The sequence below is a fragment of the Streptomyces sp. NPDC002853 genome (genome assembly GCF_053591915.1).
This window is the reverse complement of sequence record NZ_JBSFUS010000008.1, coordinates 104,063-123,188: the sequence shown is the minus strand read 5'-3', so window position 1 is coordinate 123,188 and position 19,126 is coordinate 104,063. Positions and strand designations below refer to the sequence as shown.

At 73.6% G+C, this 19,126-nt stretch carries 16 protein-coding genes; 11 read left to right on the top strand and 5 right to left on the bottom strand.

Translation table 11 applies throughout. The annotated features are described in order from the left end of the window. The first annotated feature begins 46 nt into the window (after nt 1–46). Together ACWD02_RS22610 and ACWD02_RS22605 are read left to right on the top strand one after the other, a co-directional pair. Complete coding sequence (locus ACWD02_RS22610) at nt 47–796, top strand: GntR family transcriptional regulator (protein ID WP_451213672.1); 750 nt, start codon at nt 47–49, stop codon at nt 794–796. A 15-nt stretch (nt 797–811) separates the two neighbouring features. Then, nucleotides 812–2,020 (top strand): type ISP restriction/modification enzyme, encoded by a 1,209-nt coding sequence (locus ACWD02_RS22605; RefSeq protein WP_451213669.1) that lies wholly within the window; start codon nt 812–814, stop codon nt 2,018–2,020. A gap of 13 nt (nt 2,021–2,033) precedes the next feature. Here the strand turns inward: ACWD02_RS22605 and ACWD02_RS22600 are convergent, their stop codons facing one another. Continuing rightward, nucleotides 2,034–3,425 (bottom strand): MFS transporter, encoded by a 1,392-nt coding sequence (locus ACWD02_RS22600; RefSeq protein WP_451213666.1) that lies wholly within the window; start codon nt 3,423–3,425, stop codon nt 2,034–2,036. Between the two features lie 209 nt (nt 3,426–3,634). Between ACWD02_RS22600 and ACWD02_RS22595 the strand changes: the two genes are divergently transcribed. The 3 genes from ACWD02_RS22595 to ACWD02_RS22585 are packed head-to-tail and all read left to right on the top strand — an operon-like array spanning nt 3,635 to nt 8,380. Next, nucleotides 3,635–4,618 carry a zinc-binding dehydrogenase gene (locus ACWD02_RS22595; protein WP_451213663.1) on the top strand — a complete coding sequence of 328 codons (984 nt, stop codon included), beginning with the start codon at nt 3,635–3,637 and terminating at the stop codon, nt 4,616–4,618. A gap of 35 nt (nt 4,619–4,653) precedes the next feature. Then, complete coding sequence (locus ACWD02_RS22590; protein WP_451213660.1) at nt 4,654–5,595, top strand: NADP-dependent oxidoreductase; 942 nt, start codon at nt 4,654–4,656, stop codon at nt 5,593–5,595. Nucleotides 5,596–5,617: 22 nt separating this feature from the next. Further along, entirely contained in the window at nt 5,618–8,380 is a 2,763-nt protein-coding gene (locus ACWD02_RS22585; protein ID WP_451213657.1) for a helix-turn-helix transcriptional regulator, read from the top strand. Between the two features lie 13 nt (nt 8,381–8,393). Here the strand turns inward: ACWD02_RS22585 and ACWD02_RS22580 are convergent, their stop codons facing one another. After that, nucleotides 8,394–9,104: a TetR/AcrR family transcriptional regulator C-terminal domain-containing protein gene (locus ACWD02_RS22580; RefSeq protein WP_451213654.1), complete on the bottom strand. Its 711-nt coding sequence runs from the start codon at nt 9,102–9,104 to the stop codon at nt 8,394–8,396. Nucleotides 9,105–9,167: 63 nt separating this feature from the next. Between ACWD02_RS22580 and ACWD02_RS22575 the strand changes: the two genes are divergently transcribed. Both ACWD02_RS22575 and ACWD02_RS22570 read left to right on the top strand, forming a co-directional pair. Continuing rightward, a complete protein-coding gene (locus ACWD02_RS22575; protein ID WP_451213651.1) occupies nt 9,168–10,097 on the top strand; it encodes an ATP-binding cassette domain-containing protein in 930 nt (309 codons plus the stop codon). 61 nt (nt 10,098–10,158) lie between these two features. Next, nucleotides 10,159–10,941, top strand: a complete 783-nt coding sequence (locus ACWD02_RS22570; protein WP_451213648.1) for an ABC transporter permease — start codon at nt 10,159–10,161, stop codon at nt 10,939–10,941. A 182-nt stretch (nt 10,942–11,123) separates the two neighbouring features. Here the strand turns inward: ACWD02_RS22570 and ACWD02_RS22565 are convergent, their stop codons facing one another. The 3 genes from ACWD02_RS22565 to ACWD02_RS22555 form a co-directional block, all read right to left on the bottom strand. Beyond that, a complete protein-coding gene (locus tag ACWD02_RS22565) occupies nt 11,124–11,390 on the bottom strand; it encodes a hypothetical protein (RefSeq protein WP_363210773.1) in 267 nt (88 codons plus the stop codon). Nucleotides 11,391–11,506: 116 nt separating this feature from the next. Beyond that, complete coding sequence (locus ACWD02_RS22560; RefSeq protein WP_451213645.1) at nt 11,507–12,235, bottom strand: anti-sigma factor; 729 nt, start codon at nt 12,233–12,235, stop codon at nt 11,507–11,509. 35 nt (nt 12,236–12,270) lie between these two features. Then, a complete protein-coding gene (locus tag ACWD02_RS22555; protein ID WP_451213641.1) occupies nt 12,271–12,813 on the bottom strand; it encodes a sigma-70 family RNA polymerase sigma factor in 543 nt (180 codons plus the stop codon). Nucleotides 12,814–13,023: 210 nt separating this feature from the next. Between ACWD02_RS22555 and ACWD02_RS22550 the strand changes: the two genes are divergently transcribed. The 4 genes from ACWD02_RS22550 (at nt 13,024) to ACWD02_RS22535 (ending at nt 19,121) form a co-directional block, all read left to right on the top strand. Continuing rightward, entirely contained in the window at nt 13,024–14,580 is a 1,557-nt protein-coding gene (locus ACWD02_RS22550; protein WP_451213638.1) for a DUF4331 domain-containing protein, read from the top strand. Between the two features lie 97 nt (nt 14,581–14,677). Continuing rightward, on the top strand, nt 14,678–16,003 hold the full coding sequence (locus ACWD02_RS22545) for a tetratricopeptide repeat protein (RefSeq protein ID WP_451213635.1): 1,326 nt from the start codon (nt 14,678–14,680) through the stop codon (nt 16,001–16,003). Further along, nucleotides 16,000–17,394 carry an urease accessory protein UreH domain-containing protein gene (locus tag ACWD02_RS22540; RefSeq protein WP_451213633.1) on the top strand — a complete coding sequence of 465 codons (1,395 nt, stop codon included), beginning with the start codon at nt 16,000–16,002 and terminating at the stop codon, nt 17,392–17,394. Before ACWD02_RS22545 ends, ACWD02_RS22540 begins: the two co-directional genes overlap by 4 nt. A 110-nt stretch (nt 17,395–17,504) precedes the next feature. Further along, nucleotides 17,505–19,121, top strand: a complete 1,617-nt coding sequence (locus ACWD02_RS22535; RefSeq protein WP_451214566.1) for a serine/threonine-protein kinase — start codon at nt 17,505–17,507, stop codon at nt 19,119–19,121. Nucleotides 19,122–19,126 lie beyond the last annotated feature (5 nt).

Here is a 19,126-nt window from a genome sequence, read left to right as displayed (position 1 = left end):
CCCGTTTCGCTGCCGTTGCGGACTGATTGACTGATTCGGAGAGACCGTGACCGCTTTCGCCCCGGACTCGATCGTCCTGAATCGCAAACTGCCGCTCTGGTATCAGGTGTCGCAGTCCCTGCGCGCCTCGATACTCGGCCGGACTCCCGATGCCCCGCTCCGGCTGCCCACCGAGGAGCAGCTGGCGGGGCACTACGGCGTGAGCGTCCTGACCATGCGCCAGGCCCTCAAGGAGCTGGAGGACGAGGGCCTGATCACCCGGCACCGGCGGCGCGGCACGTTCATCGAGCCCAGCGCCCAGCGCGGTTCACCGGTCCGGCTGCTCGGCTCGGTCGACGCGATCGTGGCCCAGCAGTCGGGCATGAGCACGCAACTGCTCGCGCACGGCACGGCTCCGGTCTCCGGCGAACTCGCCGAGCACTTCCCCGACCTGACCGAGGTGGCGACGTACCACCGGCTGCGCAGCGACGAGAAGACGGGCGAACCGACCAATCACGCCCATAACTACATACGTCCCGAACTCGCGGACCGCGTCGACCTCGACGACCTCTCACGCTGGCCGATGACCAAGGTCCTGCGCGATGTCGTGGGCGTCCGCATCAGCCGTATCACCGACACCGTCGAGGCCACGCTCGCCGACCCGGAGACGGCCCGCCTCCTCGAAGTGCCGCTGCTCAGCCCGATCCTGCACTACACGGGCATCACGTACGACGAGGACGGCCGCGCCCTGGACGTGGCACGCATCCACTACCGCGGGGACCGTTTCTCCTTCACGGTCACCCTCGACGCGACGTAAGGGTCTCGACGTACGATGCCGGGCGTGACGCACGACGAAGCGCCGCTGCTCGCGGACCTCATGCCGTGGTCCGTCGCACCGCTCCGGCCGGGCCGCGGGTGGCCGATGGGACCGGACGCCGCCTCTCTCAGAGCCCGTTGGGCCGCGTTCGTGCGGGCGGACACGGCGGAACGCGAGAAGCTCCTCTTGCCCTCGCGCTCGCGCACCCTGCACACCGCGGTCGCCCAGCTCCCTGGCCACCCGGGCGGCACGGTTCCGCTGGCCGCCGAGTCCGGGCCCTGCCCCGAGCCGGTGCGGGTCCTGCACGGCCCCTTCGACGAGCAGTGGCTGATCCCGGACCACCGGCTCATCGACGCCGCCCGCCCGGAGCTGTGGCGGGTCGCGGGCGAAGGGCAGCTGTTCCTCGTCGAGCAGGGTCACGTCGCCGGTTCCACGGGCCCCGCGGTCCTTGCCTCCGCCGTGCTGCCGGACGGGCGCTCCCCCGCCGGGCGGCCGGGGCGCATCCGCCCGCTGTTCCGCCGCCCCGGCGGCGGCGAACCCAATGCGGCGCCCGGCCTGCTCGCCCACCTCTCCACGGCACTCGGCACGGACGTCGACGCCGGTGACCTCCTCGCCTGGACGCTGGCCGTCGCGCAGGCGTCACCGGCCGGCTGCCGGGTGCCGCTGACGTCCGACGCCGAGCTCTGGGCGCGGGGCACGGAGCTGGGGCGCCGCATGCTCGCGCTCCAGGCCCGGGGCGACGGCGCGCGGCCGAAGCTTCCCGGTGGCCGCCGGCCCTACGTCCGGGCACCGCTGCCGGCCCGCCCCACGGAGGTCGCGTACGACGCCGACGAGGAGGCCCTGTGCGTGGACGCGGGCCGCATCTCGCCGGTGCCGCGGGAGGCGTGGGACTTCGAGGTGAGCGGAGTACGTGTCCTGGAGCTGTGGTGCGCACGGCGTACGGAGACGGGTGAGGCGGGCTCCCTGGCGGCGATCCGTCCGAAGGAGTGGCCGCAGGCCTGGACGTCCGAGCTCCTGGAGCTGATCACGGCACTCGCGCTCCTGGCGGAACTCCGGCCGCTCCAGGGTGAATTGACCCGTTCGCTCACGGCGGCCGGCCCCGGCATCTCCACGGACGTGCTGCACCGGGCGGGGGTACTCCCCGTCCCCGCCGCGGCCCGCCGCCCGGCATCGGTCCTCGACCACCACGAAGAGGGACCGGGCGGCCAGTTCGCCCTCATCTGAGCCTGACCGGAGGTCACTTGGCCTGTGCCGTGCGACGGCCGCCGCCAGAGGCGAGCAACGCCACCAGGCCGGCCACCTGCAGCAGTGTCAGGGTGGCGACCCCGACCCGGAAGCCGTCCGCCCCTCCGCCGCCCAGGCCGTACGCGAGGGCCGCTGCCGCCGGGCCGACGGTGAAGCCGAGGGTGCGGAACGTGTTGCCGACCCCGCCGCTCGTGCCCACCAGCTCGGGAGGTGCCGCGGCCAGGATCGAGGCGTTCACCGGGGTGCCGAACAGCGCCTGGCCGACGCCGATCACCGCCAGCCGCCAGCCGATGTCGAGCAGCCCGGAGCCGGGCCCCAGGGTCAGCATGCTCAGCAGACCGCCGATGACCAGGAGCAGTCCCGCGGCCCCGAGGAACCTGCCGGGCAGCCGGTCGGCGAGCTGACCGCTGAGCGGCGAGCTCACGGCCACGGCGCCGATGAAGAAGACCATCGCGAGGCCCGTCATGGCGGCGCTCCCGTGCAGCACGTCGGCGACGTAGAACGGCAGCAGGAAGTAGGAGAGCCCCACGAACGTGCCGGTCAGCAGGAGTGAGAGGACCGGAAGGCCGATGGCCCTGCGCCGCAGCAGACCGATCACCGGGCGGGCCGAGCGCAGCCGCGTCCACCACAGCGCGAGCGCCGCCGCGGCCACCGCGAACAGCGCCGCGACGACCGGCTGTTCGGCCTCCACCCGGTCGAAGGCCACCAGGAGCGCGGTCACCGAGCCGCCCAGGACCAGGCCGTCGCCCACCAGGGACCGGTCGGGCCGGGAGAGCCCGCCGCCGGTGGACGGGATGTGCCGTGCCCCCAGCCAGATCACCAGGAGCAGGACCGGCACCTTCATCAGGAGCACGGGCCGCCAGCCGTACGCGTCGGCGACGATCCCGCCGAGGGACGAGCCGCCCATCGAGCCGATCGGCATGATCGTGGCGATGTAGCCCATCGCGCGGCCCCGCTGCTCCGGTCGTACGACGGCGGCGACCACCGGCAGGTAGACCGCTACGGCGAGCGCGCCCGCGACGCCCTGCAGGACGCGGGCGGCAAGCAGCACGGGGAGGTTGGGTGCGGCGGCCGCGAGGACGCTGGTGAGTCCGATGGCCGGGACGGAGAAGAGGAACACCGCGCGGAGGTCGACGCGGTCGGCCCACCGACCCGCGGGGATCGCGAGGGCGGCCGTCGGCAGGGCGTAGGCGAGGAGCACCCACTGGGTCGCGGAGGTCCCGACGCCGAGGTCGGCGCCGATCGCGGGCAGCGTCACGGAGGAGAGGCTCAGCTCCAGGGTGACCATCAGCATGGCGAGCGCCATGACGGCGACCGGCGTCCAGCGGGTCTTGGTGAGTGCGTTCTCGGCAGGGGGCGTGGTGTCACGGGTCGCGTGCGTCATGGGGTCGACGCTAGGAACCGGAGCCCGTGTGCCGCCTCTGTCGTACGACTGGGGTGACGGGACGGCCCCACCCCAGTCATCACCCGGTCGGCCCCCAGTCACGATCCCGGTCGTCCGACAGAGGCCCCGGAGTTGGGCCGCTCCGTAGCTTTCCCGGTGTCGGCGGGCCTTCCGCCGCCTCATCTTGTTACGGCGAAAGCGAGTTGACCATGCGAGCGATCCGACTGCACGCCTTCGGCGGGCCCGAGAACCTGCGGTACGAGGAGGTCGCCGACCCGGAGCCAGGACCCGGCCAGGTCCGGGTCGCGGTCAAGGCGGCGGGCGTCCACCTCCTGGACACCGCGATCCAGAAGGGTGCGGACGACGAACTCCCCTTCCCGATGCCGGAGTTGCCGATGACTCCTGGCCGGGAGGTGGCGGGCGTGGTCGACGCCCTCGGCGACGGAGTGGACGAGAAGTGGCTCGGCAGGCGGGTGGTGACGCATCTGGGCCTGGTCAACGCGGGGTACGCGGAGCTGGCCGTGCGGGAGACGGACGCGCTGTTCGCCCTGCCCGACTCGCTCTCCTACGAGGCCGCGATCGCCATGGTCGGCACCGGCCGGATGGCCCTCGGCATCCTGCACGTCGCCGCGCTCGAACCGGACGACGTGGCCCTGGTGACGGCCGCCGCGGGCGGCATCGGCTCACTCCTCGTGCAGGCCGCGAGGAACGCGGGCATGACCGTGGTGGGCGCGGCGGGAGGCCCCGAGAAGACCGCGCGGGTCCGTGAGCTCGGCGCGGACGTGGCCGTCGACTACAACGAGCCCGACTGGCCTGAGAAGGTGCGCGCGGCGCTCGGCGGCCGCGAGGTGAGCGTCGCCTTCGACAGCGTGGGCGGCGCCGCGGGGCGTGCCGCGCTCGAACTCCTGGGCTTCGGCGGCCGGTTCGTGATGTACGGCTGGTCGTCGGGCGCGCCCACGGAACTGGGCACGAAGGACCTGCAGAGCAGGCTCCTGACGGCGACGTACGCGCTGGGTCCGCGGATCGCACGGGTTCCCGGCGGCCTGCGGGGCCTGCAGGAGCGGGCGCTTGAGGAGGCGGCACGCGGCACGCTCGTACCGGCGGTGACGACGTTCCCGCTGCGGGACGCGGGGGCCGCGCACGCGGCGCTGCTGGGGCGGGAGACGGTGGGAAAGGTGGTGCTGACACCGTGAGCACCGGACGACTCGGAACTCGGAGAGGAACTCTCATGAACGCCGGTACGGGGAAGACGATGCGAGCCGCGGCGTTCGCGGCCCACGGCCCGGCGGATGTGCTGCGCACGGTGGACCTGCCCGTCCCCGGGCCCGGTCCTGGCGAGGTCCGTGTGCGGGTACGGGCGGCCGGCGTGATGCCGTTCGACATCGGGCTGCGGAAGGGCGAGATCCGGCCGCCGGGGGCCGCGTTCCCCGTGGTGCCGGGCAATGAGTTCGCGGGCACGGTCGACGCGACGGGCTCCGGGGTGACCGGCTTCGGGCCGGGTGATCCGGTGCTCGGCTTCTCCCTGCTCGGCTCGTACGCACAGTACGTCGTCGTCCCCGAGGAGAATCTGGTCGCCAAGCCGGACGCGATGGAGTGGGCGGTGGCGGGCGGCTTCTCGGGCAACGCGCAGGGCGCGCACATGGCGCTGAGCGCGATGCGGGTGGGCGCGGGCGACACGGTCCTGGTCAATGCGGCGGCGGGCGGACTCGGCACGCTGGCGGTGCAGTTGGCGTGGGCGTGGGGCGCGACGACGGTGATCGGCACGGCGAGCGAGGCCAATCACGACCATCTGCGGGCGCTGGGCGCGATTCCCGTGACATACGGGGAAGGCCTGGCGGAGCGGGTGCGCGCCATCGCCCCGGAGGGGGTGGACGCGGCGCTCGACGGGGCGGGAGGAGAGGCGCTGCGCGCGTCCGCGGCGGTGGCGAAGCACCCCGATCGCGTGATCACGATGGTCGACACGGAGGAGGCCCGCCGCCTGGGCCTGCCCGAACTGACCGGCACGAGAACGGCGTCCCGCCTCGCGGAGATGACGGCCCTGTACGCGAAGGGCGCGCTGCGGGTCCACATCCGCGCGCAGTACCCGCTGGAGCGGGCGGCGGACGCGCAGCGGGAGGTGGAACGGGGGCACGGGCGGGGCAAGGTGGTTCTGGCGGGGTTGAGTGGATGAAAGGCCCCGTTAGGGTCAAGCCATGCTCTATGGACGCGGCAGCGAAACCGCCCGGCTCGACGCCCTGTTGGACCGGGCCCGGCAGGGCCACAGCGCTGCCCTCGTCGTGCGAGGAGAGGCCGGGATCGGGAAGTCCGCGCTCCTCGCGCACGCCGCGGCCACCGCCAGGAGCCACGACACCCGCCTGCTGCAGGCGACGGGCGTCGAGGCGGAGAGCGAACTTCCCTTCGCCGGGCTGCACTTGCTCCTGCACCGCGTGACCGACCGGATCGACGCCCTGCCGGAGCCGCAGGCCAAGGCGTTGCGCGCGGCTCTGGGTCTGGCCCCGAGCGCACAGGCCGACCGCTTCCTCATCGGCCTGGCCGTGCTGACCCTCCTCGCGGACCTCGCCGACGAGGCGGGCTCCCTCCTCTGCCTGGTCGACGACGCCCAGTGGCTCGACCAGGCCTCGGCGGACGCCCTCCTCTTCGCCGCCCGGCGCCTCGCCGCCGACGGTGTGGTGATGCTGTTCGCCGCGCGTGACGCCCACGCGCCGCCCTTCCCCGCCCAGGGCCTGCCCGAGCTGCGGCTCACCGGGCTCGACGACGAGACCGCGGGGGACCTCCTCGCCGAGCACGCGGGCGATCTCCCCCGCTACGTACGCGAGCAGATCCGCGCCGAGTCCGGCGGCAACCCGCTCGCCCTGCGCGAGCTGCCCGCGGCCCAGCGCGAGGGCCACATATCCGTCCAGGGACAGCACTTGAGCTCGCTGCCGAGCCATTCCCGCCTCCTGCGGACCTTCGCGGACCGGATGTCGTCGCTGCCCCGGGCTACCCGCACCCTGCTCGTGATCGCGGCGGCGGAAGGCACCGGCGACCTGACCGTGACGGCGGCCGCGGCGAGCAGGCTCGGCGCCACCGTCACCGATCTGGAGCCCGCCGAGCGCAAGGAGCTGCTCAGCCTGGACGGCGAGCGCCTGACCTTCCGGCACCCCATGATCCGCGCCGCCGCCTACCAGAGCGCACCCGTCGGCGACCGCATCGCCGCACACCGTGCGCTGGCCGAGGCGCTGCCCTGCGTGGGCAACATTGACCGCCGCGCCTGGCATCTGGCGGCCGCCACCACGGAGCCCGACGAGTATGTCGCCGGTGTCCTGGAGCAGACCGCCGAACACGCGAGATCCCGCGGCGGCTACGCGGCCGTCGCCGCCGCCTGCGAACGCGCCGCCCAGCTCAGCCCGGACGGCGCGCACCGCGCCCGGCGCCTCGCGCTCGCCGCGTCGGCCGCCGCGGACGCGGGCCACAACGAACGCGCCGCCGAACTGGCCCTGCGCGCCGCCCCGCACCTGACCGATCCGGCCGTCCTCGCGCAGCTCGCGCAGGTGCGCGCCACCGTGGCCCGCGAGCAGGGCCGCCTGGAGGCCTCGTACTCCGTGCTCCTGGACACGGCCGCCGACATCGCCCCGCACGCCCCGGAAACGGCCGCGTTCATGGCGTACGAGGCGATGACGGCCGCCTGGCTCTCCGGGCACCGGCAGTCGATCGACGAGATGAGCCTTCGGATCGGCGGACTCGACCTGAGGACTCCCCCGCACGCCCTGCCCTATCTGCCGGCCGCCGAGGGTCTCGCCCGGCTCGCGGCGGGCGATCCGGGCAGCGGGCTGCCGCCGCTGCGCGCGCTGTTCGACAGTCTGCGGGCCGTGCGGCACGACCGCGGGCACACCTTGCGCGAACGCGTCTCGATCGCCTCCTGGTTCTCGCCGCTCGGCGCGCTGGAGACCGGCAACGACCTCGCGGCCGAGCTGGACCGCGAGTGCCGTGAGCAGGGCGCTCTGGGCCCGCTGCCGCTCGTGCTCCTGCTGCGCACCCGGGCGCGGATCTTCCTGGGCCGTCACAGCTGCGCCCTGACGGGCGCGGAAGAAGGTCTGCGGATCGCGCAGGACACCGGACAGCCGCACTACGTCGGCCAGTTGCGGGGTGTCCTCGCCTATCTCGCCGCGCTCGACGGCGACGAGGAGCGCTGCCGCGAGCTCGCGGCCAAGGGTGATCTGCGCCAGGTGCTGCCGGGGCAGGTGTGGGGCGGGACCGCGCTCGCCATGCTGGAGCTCGGCCTCGGCCGCCACGAGGCCGCGCTGCGGGCGTACGAGGACGTGGCGGCGAGCCCGTCCGGCCACACGATCGTGGTCCTGTACTGCGTGCCGGACCGGGTCGAGGCGGCCGTACGGACCGGGCAGGCCGATTCCGTTCGGGAGCCGGCGAGGACGTTCGCCGAGTGGGCCGAGCACACGGGCGCGGCCTGGGCGCGGGCACTGGCCGCCCGCTGCCGTGCGCTGCTCGCCCCGGAGGCGGAGGCGCAGGCCGCGTACGAGGAAGCCCTCGCGCTGCACACCGACGACGGCCGCCCCTTCGAACGGGCCCGCACGGAGCTGCTCTTCGGGGAGTGGCTGCGCCGCGCGGGCCGCAGGAGCGAGGCCCGTGCGCCGCTGCGCTCGGCCCTCGACACCTTCGAGCTGCTCGCGTCGCCGCCGTGGGCCGAGCGGGCCCGCGCCGAGCTGCGGGCCACCGGCGAGAGCAGGGCGCGGCACGTCGGCGACGAGGCGCCCCTGGAACGGCTCACCCCGCAGGAGCGGCAGGTCGTACGCCTCGCGGCGACCGGCATGACCAACCGGGACATCGGCGCCCAGCTGTTCCTGTCGCCGCGCACGGTGGGCTACCACCTCTACAACGCCTATCCGAAGCTGGGCGTGGCATCGCGCGGCGAGCTGGCCCGCCTCCGGTTCCGGGACCAGGAGGAGGCCACGGCCTGAGCGGCACCGGCGCTCAGGCGAACGAGTCCAGGAGCCGGTTCAGCATCCGGTCGAAGAGCTCGTCCGCGTCCCCGGGCGAAGGCCCCTCCGCCAGCGCCGCCGCGAGCCGCGGATAGGCGCCGCCCGCGACCTGCCCGGCGAGGTACGCGAACCGCACCTGCTGCTCCTGCTCCTCCGTCCACGGCAGGGCCCGCGCGCGCTCCGCCATGGCGAACTCGTTGACGACGTACGTCATGACCGAGCCGTTGACCATCCCGATGAGTTCCATCTTGGTGCCGTGGGGCGCATCGAGGCTCTCCAGCGCGCCGAGGCAGTGCTCCAGGTACCGCAGGGCGTTCGGGCTGAAGCCGTAGAGCGCCGACATGATCCGCGGCAGCCACGGGTGGCGCCGCATGATCTCGCGCGTCTGGCGGCCGAGCGCCAGCATCTCGGCGCGCCAGCCGCAGCCCGGCGGCCCGGCCGGCAGCACGTACTCGCCGCTCACCGCGTCGACCATCAGTTCGTTCAGGTCTTCCTTGCGCGGCACGTAGTTGTAGAGCGACATGGTGCCGCAGCCCAGCTCGGCCGCGACCCTGCGCATGGAGAGCGCCTCGATGCCGTCCGCGTCGGCGATGCGGACGGCCGCCGCCGCGATGTCCGCCCTGCTGTACGCGGGCTTCGGGCCACGGCCCGCACGCTCGGGGCGCGCCCAGATCACTTCCGGTTCGGCCGCTCGGCCCGCCATTGATCATCACCTCGCTCACCATGTTAGTTACGTACAGCGTACGTAGTGGGGTACCGTGCGGACATGACTTCTACGTACGCTGTACTTAGTGAGGGTCTGGAGAAGCGCTTCGGGGACGTCCACGCCCTGCGGGGGCTCGACCTCGCCATCCCGGAGGGGTCCGTCTGCGGGTTGCTCGGCCCCAACGGCGCCGGCAAGACGACCGCCGTGCACCTGCTCACCACGCTCCGGAGACCGGATGCCGGGAGGGCGTTCGTGGCGGGGCACGACGTGGTGCGGGATGCCGCCGCGGTGCGGCGGCTCATCGGGGTGACCGGGCAGTACGCCTCCGTCGACGGGGATCTGACCGGGCGGGAGAATCTGCGGCTCTTCGCCCGGCTGCTGCGGGCTCCGCGGGCGCGGGGCGACGAGTTGCTCGATCGGTTCGGCCTCACGGACGCGGCCGACCGTCCCGCGCGGACGTACTCCGGTGGCATGCGGCGGCGGCTCGACCTCGCGGCGAGTCTGCTGGTGCGGCCGCGGGTGCTCTTCCTCGACGAGCCCACCACCGGGCTCGATCCGCACAGCCGCAACGGCATCTGGGACGCCGTGCGGGAGTTGGCCGCCGAGGGGACGACCGTGCTGCTGACCACGCAGTATCTGGAGGAGGCGGATCAGCTAGCCGATGAGATCGTCCTCGTCGACGGAGGGCGGGCGGCGCATCGCGGTACTCCTGCCTCGCTGAAGGCGCAGATCGGGAGTTACGTCGAGGTCGTCGTCGCCGAGGATGCCGCGCTGCATGCCGCCGCGATCGTCCTCGACCAGTTGACCGGCTCCGAGCCGGCACTCGACCCCGGGCGGCGGGCCGCGGGGGCGGTCACCCTCGACACGACGCTGACCCTGCCCAGGGTCGTACGGGATCTGGACTCTGCCGGGGTGCCGGTCGTCGACGCGACGCTTCGGGCGCCGACTCTCGACGAGGTCTTTCTTCGGCTGGTCGACCGCGTTTCCTAGACCGCCGCTTCGCGGCGGACATCTCCCGCACACCCACCCGGTCACCCCGAAGGGATTCCCCTTGAGCGCCATCCTCCACGACGGCACCGCCGTCCTCGGCCGGCATCTGCGGCGCATCAGGCACGCGCCCGCGATCCTCCTCATGACGCAGACGATGCCCGTCGTCTTCCTGCTCTTCTTCGGCTACGTCTTCGGCAGCGCCCTCGCCATGCCCGGCGCCGACTACCGCGCCTTCCTGGTCCCGGGCATGCTCGTCGCGACCGCCGCGAACGGCATCATGACCGGCATGTTCACCGCCGCCCAGGACTCCCACCGGGGCGTCATGGACCGGTTCCGCACGATGCCCATAAGCCGCTCGGCCGTGCCGCTCGGGCAGGCCGCCGCCGATCTGCTGACCACCGCGGCGGGCCTGGTGCCGCTGATGCTCGTAGGGCTCGCGATGGGCTGGCGGATCGAGGGCGGACCGCTCAAGGCCCTCGGCGCCTTCGGCCTGTTGCTGCTCTTCCGGTTCGCGGCGACCTGGGTGGGCATCCTGCTCGGCCTCGTCTCGCAGAGCGAGGAGGCGGCGGGGCAGCTGGGCGGTGCGACGTTCATGCTGCCGCTGCTCTCGAACGCCTACATCCCCGTGGACGGGCTTCCGGGGTGGCTGCGCACCGTCGCCGAGTGGAACCCGATCAGCGCGGTCGCCACGGCGGTGCGTGACCTGTTCGGCAACGCGCCCGTCCCGGCGGACGCCGCGTGGCCGGTGGCGCATCCCGTGGCCGGTGCGGTCCTGTGGTCGCTGGCGCTGCTCGCCGTGTGCGTGCCGCTCTCCGTCCGGCGGTACACGCGCGGGGGGCGGTGAGCGGACGGCCGCGCCGTACTTCTGGGGCGGGGCTCAAGGCAGAGCGAGGAGAACTTCCCATGAACACGAGGTTGGGCGGGGTGAGTTCACGGGGGCAGGAAGGGTGACTTGTCCGGAGGGAAGGGGCGGGTGGGTGGAGGCAATCCGCCGCTGGCGGCGGCCGAACCCCCGACCACCCGTGGTCAGCGACCCCCAAAGAGGGACCGACGCAGCCTGCGCAAGGGGGCGAAGAGGGAGACCCTCCGCACACGTGCACCGTGGCCGCTGCGGTCATGCGCGCCCCGTGAGGTCAGCTCACGCATCAGCAGCGTCGCCTCGGCCGTCTCCCGCTGCGGGACGGCGGGGCCGCCCAGCACTGAGAGATGGCGGTCGAGACGCGAGCTGGTCGCGCTGCTCCCGCAGGTGATCGCAGGGACACGCGCCCTGCTGCGCACCGTTATCTGTTCCATGTCACTCCCCACCCGTACGAGGGCACCCGGCCCAGGGCAGGTTAACCCTATCGCCCCGTCCCGACACTCGTGTATCCCGGTCACAGGATTCACCTACCCCGTAAGGAGGTTGACGATTACTCTCCGAATCCAACTGATTCCAGGGCGAGTTGGACAAGAGGGGCGGAAGTGGGCCTCCCCGAGCCGCCGTCGGGTTCGGTGGTCACGGCCAGTGACGCGGTGGATCCGCGCAAGCCCGCGGCGATCACGGGCGTTTCGCCGTCCAGCAGGCCCAGGGAACGGGGCCGCGCGGCGGGCCGCAGCAGCCACAGCTGGTGCGCACGGCCCCGGGGCGGCGCCCCGAGCCCTGTGACGGTCACCACGGCGCGCCGCCTGGACTCCGACATGACGACGTTGATGCCGCGCCCCCACGCGTCCGCCGTTCCGCTCGCGCGGGCGTCCGGAGCGGCCAGGACGTGGGCGATCTCACGTGCTTCGGCGCGCTCCGCGTCGAGTCGGCGGTCGGTTCGGACCAGTTGGAGGGCGAAGACCGCGCACGCGACGAGCACGAGCGCGGTGAAGGATCCGACGGCGACAAGGAGCGTCCGGGCGCGAGGGGGCGCGCTCTCGGCGCCGGGCGCCCGCCGGGGCGGCTCCTGCTCCGTCGCGCGTACGGCGGTCAGCACCCGCTCGCGCAAGGCGGCCGGCGGACAGGCCGCCGCCGCGCCCGCCAGACGTACGGTGCCCTCGCCCAGCTCCCTGGTCTCCGCCCGGCAGGGCGCGCAACGGGCCAGGTGCCGTTCGAAGCCGCGCATTTCACGGGGGTCGAGGGCGTCCAGGGCGTAGGGGACGGCCAGGGAGTGCACGCGCCGTCGGGGCCGCGGCCGCCCGGCGTCGCGCCTCACGCGGCGGCGCCCAGGCAGTCCCGCAGCCGCAGCAGTCCGTCCCGCATCCGCGTCTTGACGGTGCCGAGGGGCACGGAAAGCCGCCGGGAGACTTCCCGGTACGTGTAGCCGTCGTAATAGGCGAGGGTCACCGCCTGGCGCTGGAGGTCGGTGAGGCGGCGCAGGCAGCGGCGCACCCATTCGCGCTCCAGGTTCTGTTCGACCGCCTCGGCGACCTGGTCGTAGGCGGGCCCCTCGCCGCGCTCGGCCACGCGTTGTTCGCGGGCGCCGGCCGCGCGGACACTGCGTACGCGGTCCACCGCCCTGCGGTGGGCCAGCGTGAGGACCCAGGAGAGGGCGCTGCCGCGCGCCGGATCGAAGCGGGCCGCCGTACGCCAGAGTTCGAGCAGCACCTCCTGGACCACTTCCTCGGACTGGGCGGGGTCGCGGAGCACGCGGCGGACCATGCCGTAGACCGGCCCGGACACCTGGTCGTACAGCTTCTCGAACGCCTGCTGGTCGCCCCGGGCGATCAGTGGCAGCAACTCGTCGGACTCCATGCGCGTCCCCTCCCCCTCCTCCCGTCCGGGCGGCTCATGCCGTCCCCGGCCCGGGTGCCGCGCCGTGCGGTCGCACCGGGATTCGGGGCGGGAGAAGGCAGCGGATTGGGAACGAGGCCAATCCGCCGGGCGCTCGGGCCCGAATGGCGTGCGTCAGGCGGCTTGCGCGCACCGCGCGGGGTCGCGCGAAGGACAGTAAGGACGGACGCGATGACAGCTATCGCCAAGAGCGGGTCGGGGCGCCGCGGCACACGCGGCCTCGCCGCACTCGTGTGTGGCGCGCTGGCCGCCGGGGGGCTCGCAGCCGCCGGCGTGACGGCACTGGCACCGGAGGCGGCCGACGCCTCCAGCCACCGGGAGGCCCCGCTGATCTCGGGGCAGCCCCAGTACGACACCACGGACGTGTACGCGTTCGTGAGCCCGGACAAGCCCGACTCCACGACGATCGTGGCGAACTGGCTGCCCTTCGAGGAGCCCACGGGCGGGCCGACCTTCTATCCGTTCGCCGATGACGCGCAGTACGACGTCCACATCGACAGCGACGGGGACGCGCAGGGCGATCTCCTCTACCGGTGGACGTTCGACACGCAGACCAAGAACGGCGACACGTTCCTCTACAACACCGGGCCCGTGACGAGCCTCGACGACCCCGACCTGAACGTGACGCAGACGTACGACCTGGAGCTGCTGAAGCTCAAGGACCAGAAGGTCACGTCGACGACGAAGCTCGCCGACGACGCGCCCGCCGCGCCGTCGCACGTCGGCAAGGCGTCCATGCCGAACTACCAGAAGCTGCGTGATCAGGCCGTCAAGCAGGTCAAGGGCGGCGGCTCGACGTTCGCCGGACAGGCCGACGACCCGTTCTTCGCGGACCTGCGGGTGTTCGACCTGCTGTACGGCGGCGACCTGTCGGAGGTCGGGAACGACACCCTCAAGGGCTACAACGTGAACTCCGTCGCCCTTCAGGTGCCGACCTCCGAGATACGGCAGTCGGCGAAACAGCCCACCGTCGGAATCTGGTCGACGACCCAGCGCAAGAACGCCAACGGCAAGTGGTCCCAGGTCTCGCGGCTCGGCAACCCGCTGGTCAACGAGGTGGTCGTGCCGCGGAAGGACAAGGACAAGTTCAACGCGTCCTCGCCCTGGAACGACGCGGACTTCCTGAAGTACGTGACCAAGCCCGAGCTGCCGAAGCTCCTGGAGAAGATCTACAAGCTGAAGGCGCCCGCCGAGCCGCGCAACGACCTCGTGTCGGTGTTCCTGACGGGCGTGAAGGACCTCAACCAGCCGCCGGGCGTCAGGCCCGCCGAGGCGTTGCGGCTCAACACGTCCATCAAGCCCGCGGCCACGCCCAAGCGGCTCGGGGTGCTCGACGGCGACAACGCCGGGTTCCCGAACGGGCGGCGCCTCGCGGACGACGTCATCGACATCGAACTGCAGGCCGTCGAGGGCGAACTCACCGGGAACAAGAACGACTTGGGCGACGCGGTGAACGCCAACGAACAGAAGTTCGGCGACACGTTCCCGTACCTGGCGCTTCCCACGTCCGGCTCCCGGGGCCCGTTGGCCAAGGGCGGCGGGGGCGGCGACACCTCGGCGCGCGACGCGCTGAACGGCGGCGCCATGCCCGGACGTCCGGCGTCCGGCGGCGACGACACCGATGCCGTGCTGATCGCCTCGGCGGCCGCGGGTGCGGCAGGGGTGCTCCTTGTCGGGCTCGGGCTCGCGTGGTGGCGCAGGCGCGGTACCTCCGGGATCGCGGGCTGAGCCCGTTCCCTGACCGGCGCGGCCCGCTCCCATCCCCCTGCGGGCCGCGCCCTCTCTCTTCTTCCCGGCTCAGCAACTCCTTCTGGAGGGTTCCGTGATGGCACTGCCCCGTCCTGTCGGCCGGTCCGTCGTGGCCGCCGCCGCTCTCGCGCTCGCGATCACCGGGGGCGCCGTCGTGGCCGGCGGCGAGGACGGTCCGGACCGGTCGCCTTCGTCGTCCGCCGTGGCGCCGGGTGTGCTGCGGGGCGCCGATCTCGATCGTGGCGTCGAGGCGCTGCAGTCCCATCTGCGGGACCAGCCGGAGGACTTCGGCGGGTGGGCGACGCTGGGGACCGCCTACGTCGAGCAGGCCCGTACCCGGGGTGACCCGTCGCGCTACCGCGAGGCGGAGCGCGCTCTGGACCGCTCCCTGGAGCTGCGGCCCCGCAATGACGCGGGGCTCGCGGGGCGGGCGGCGCTGGCCGCCGCCCGCCATGACTTCACCGGGGCGCTGCGCCATGCAGAGGCCGCGCTGGAGGTGAACCCCTACAGCGAGGGCGCGCTGGCCTCGCGGATCGACGCACTGGTCGAGCTGGGGCGGTACGGGGCCGCCGCGCGGGCCGCTGACCAGGCCGATGCCCGGCGGCCCGGGGTGCCGGTGTTCACGCGGTACGCGTACGTGCGGGAGCTGCGGGGCGATGTGGCCGGGGCCCGGCGGGCACTGACGCAGGCTGTCGGCACCGGCCCGGGGGCCGGCGGGGACCTCGCCTACGTCACCACCGCGCTCGGGCAGCTCGCCGCGAGGCAGGGCGAGTTCGGGGAGGCGCTGAAGCAGTGCGGCAAGGCGCTGCGGGCAGACGCCACGTATCTTCCGGCGCTGGAGTGCCGGGCTCGGGCCTGGGCCGGGCGGGGCGAGACGGAGCGGGCGATACGGGCGCTGCGGGACGTGGTGGCGCGGGCGCCGCTGCCCGGCCCGCTGGTCGCGCTGGGCGAGTTGTACGAGGCCCGGCGCGGGCCGGGTGACGAGGCGAAGGCCCGGGAGCAGTACGCGCTGGTGTCCGCCTGGGTGTCGCTGGCCCGCGCGAACGGGGTGAACGCGGACCTGGACGCGGCGGTCGCGCTGACCGACCACGGGGACCGGGACGAACGCAAGGCGGCGCTGCGGGCGGCGCGAGCGGAGTGGGGGCGGCGCCAGACGGTGCACACGGCGGACGCGCTGGCCTGGGCCCTGCACGTCGACGGCCGCTCCGAGGAGGCGCTCCCGTACACCCGCAGGGCCACGGCCACCGGCTTCCGCGAGGCGTCGTTCCTGTACCACCGGGGTGTGATCGAGGGGGCGGCGGGCAACGCTGCCGCCGCCCGGCGCTGGCTGTCGGCGGCGCGGGACCTGAACCCCGGGTTCACCCCGCCGAAGCCGCCGAAGCCGCCGAAGGAGGAGCGATGAGGCGGCGCGCCCTCGTCGGCGGGGGTGTCCTGCTCGCGGGCCTCGCCCTGACGCTGCTGCCCGCCGCCGAGGCGCACGCGCACCCGTTGGGGAACTTCACCGTCAATCGGTACGACGGACTTGTGGTGGGCCCCGGGCAGTTGCGGGTCGACCACGTCGAGGACCTCGCCGAGATCCCGGCCACCCAGGCCATGTCCCGCATCAAGCGTGTCGGCATGGGGAGTTGGGCCGACGAGCGGTGTGCGGACGCCGCCCGCGACAGTCGGCTCCGGGTGGACGGGCGGGCGACGGAACTCCGCGTGCGGAAGGCCGGGGCGGTCACCCGGGACGGGCAGGCGGGCCTGGCGACCCTGCGCGTGGAGTGCGAGCTCGGTGCCCCGCTCCCCCGGGGCACCGAGCTCGCGGTGCGGTTCGAGGCCGCGGGGGACGCGGGGCCGGGGTGGCGGGAGGTCACCGCGCGGGGGGACCGGATGACCTTGAGCGCGTCCGACGTACCCGAGGCGTCCGTGTCGAAGAGCCTCACCCGTTACCCGGAGCGGCTGCTCGACTCGCCGCCCGGTGAGGACTCCGCCTCGCTGCGGATCACTCCCGGCGGCCCCGCGCTGAGCGAGGAGAAGCCGCAGGCGCCGGCCTCCGTGCTGCCGCGCGGCGCCGACCGGTGGACGCAGGCCCTGACGGGGCTCGTGGCGCGCCATGACCTCACCCCCGGCTTCGCCGGACTCGCCCTGGCCATCGCCCTCTTGCTGGGGGCGCTGCACGCGGTCGCGCCGGGGCACGGCAAGACGCTGATGGCCGCGAGCGCCGCCGCCAGGGGACACGCCTCTCTGCGGGACGTCCTTCCCCTCGCCGCGTCGGTGACCGTCACGCACACGTTGGGCGTGACCGCCCTGGGGCTGCTCGTGGCCGGGGGCTCGGCCGCCGCCCCGTCCGTCATCGCCTGGCTGGGTGTGGTCAGCGGTGTGCTCGTCACCGGGGCGGGGGCGCTGCTGCTGCGAAGGGCCTGGCGGCGGCGCAGGCACCACCCTCATCACCACCACCATCACCACACGCACGGCGCGCCGCCCACGGTGCGCGGCGCCCTCTTCCTCGGCTTCGCGGGCGGCCTGGTGCCCAGTCCCTCCGCCGTGGTCGTGCTCGTCGGCGCCGCCGCGCTCGGCGAGGCCTGGTTCGGGCTGCTGCTCGTCCTGGCGTACGGGGTGGGGCTCGCCGTCACGCTGACGGCCGCCGGGTTCCTGGTGGTGCGGGTCGGTTCCCTCGCCGGTCGGCGGGTGCACGGGCCGCGGTGGCTGCACCGGGCCACGCATCGGTTCCTGCCGCTGGGCTCCGCCTTTGTCGTGGTGGCCCTCGGGTGTGGATTGGTGTTCAAGGGGGCGGCAACCGCGCTCGGTTGAGGTAGTTTTGTGGAGAATCGCACGGCTGCGGATGGGGGACGTTCGTGAGCGGGAACGAGCGTGTGATCGCGGGGCGCTACCGCCTGCTCGCCCCCTTGGGCGAGGGTGGCATGGGCACGGTCTGGCGGGCCCGCGACGAAGTCCTGGGCCGTGAGGTCGCGGTCAAGGAAGTGCGCGCGCCCGCCGGGCTCCCGGCCGGTGAGGTCGACCGGTTGTACGCCCGTCTGGAGCGCGAGGCGTGGGCGGCCGCCCGTATCCCGCACCGCAATGTGGTGACGGTCTACGACGTGGCGAGCGAGGACGGGCGCCCGTGGATCGTCATGGAGATCGTGCGGGGGCTCTCGCTGTCCGATGTCCTGGACGCCGAGGGGCCGATGGCGCCGCAGCGGGTCGCCCGCATCGGCGCCGAGGTGCTCGCCGCCCTCCGCGCCGCCCACGACGCCGGGGTGCTGCACCGCGACGTGAAGCCCGGCAACGTACTCATCGCGAACGACGGCCGGGTCGTGCTCACCGATTTCGGGATCGCCATGGTGGAGGGGAGTTCGGCCCTCACCATGACGGGTGAGGTGGTCGGCTCGCCCGAATTCCTGGCCCCGGAGCGGGCGTTGGGGCAGCGGCCGGGTCCGGAGTCCGATCTGTGGTCGCTGGGGGTGCTGCTCTACGCGGCCGTCGAGGGCAGTTCGCCCTTCCGGCAGGACACCCCGCTGAGCACGTTGCGCGCGGTCGTCGACGAGCAGCTGCCGCCGCCGCGGAACGCGGGCCCGCTGGTCCCGGTCATCGAGGGGCTGCTGCGCAAGGACCCCGCCGCCCGGATCTCCGCCGCCGAGGCCGAGAACCAGCTGCGGCTCGTCGCGGCGGGCGGCACCCCGCAGATGGCGACGCCCCTGCCGTACATGCCGACCGTCACATCACAGCAGCAACAGCAGGTGCCTTCGCCATACCCGCCGACCACGGACGGGCAGGACCCCGTCGTCACCACGACCACCACCGTCCCGCCGACCCGCTCACGCCGCACGGTCCTTGTCCTCACCGCGGGCCTGGTCGCTCTCGCGCTCGCACTGGGCGGACTCGTGTACGCCCTGGTCAACCGCGACGGCGGCGGCGGGGGCGGCAACAACAGCGGGGCCTCCGAGGGAAGCGGAGGCGACGGCGGGGGCAACGGCGACGGCGGCTCCGACGGCGGCAAGAACGGCGGCAGCACATCCTCCGGCGGCAGCGACGGCGGAGGATCGGGCGACGGCGGCGGCAGCGACGGCGGCTCCACCGATGGGGGCTCCACGAACGGCGGCGGAGGCGGCAACGACGGCGGTGGCGGCAACGGCGGTTCGACCACACACCCGGCGCAGTCCGTCAAGGTCACGGTCGCCGGATCGCACACGCAGTACAGCGGCGCCTGTCCGCCGGCCGCCGGGCAGGGGCCCTCGTTCACGGCGACGTTCACCGTGGGACGGGTTCCGGTCACCGTCGACTATCGCTGGGTGACCAAGTCCGGCGAGCCGAGCGATCCCGGCTGGAAGACGCTCGACTTCGCCTCCGGCGGGGGAAAGACCAAGCAGGTGCAGCACACGGAGACGGTCGACGGGGAGCCGGGCTCGACACATCAGAACGAGATCAGCGTGGAGGTGCGCAGTCCGGTCAAGGCCGATTCGAACTCGGTCGCGTACTCCGTGACATGCGAGGAGGAGACCCCGACGGGCGGGGCCTCCTCCTATGCGCCGAACGAATAGGAACC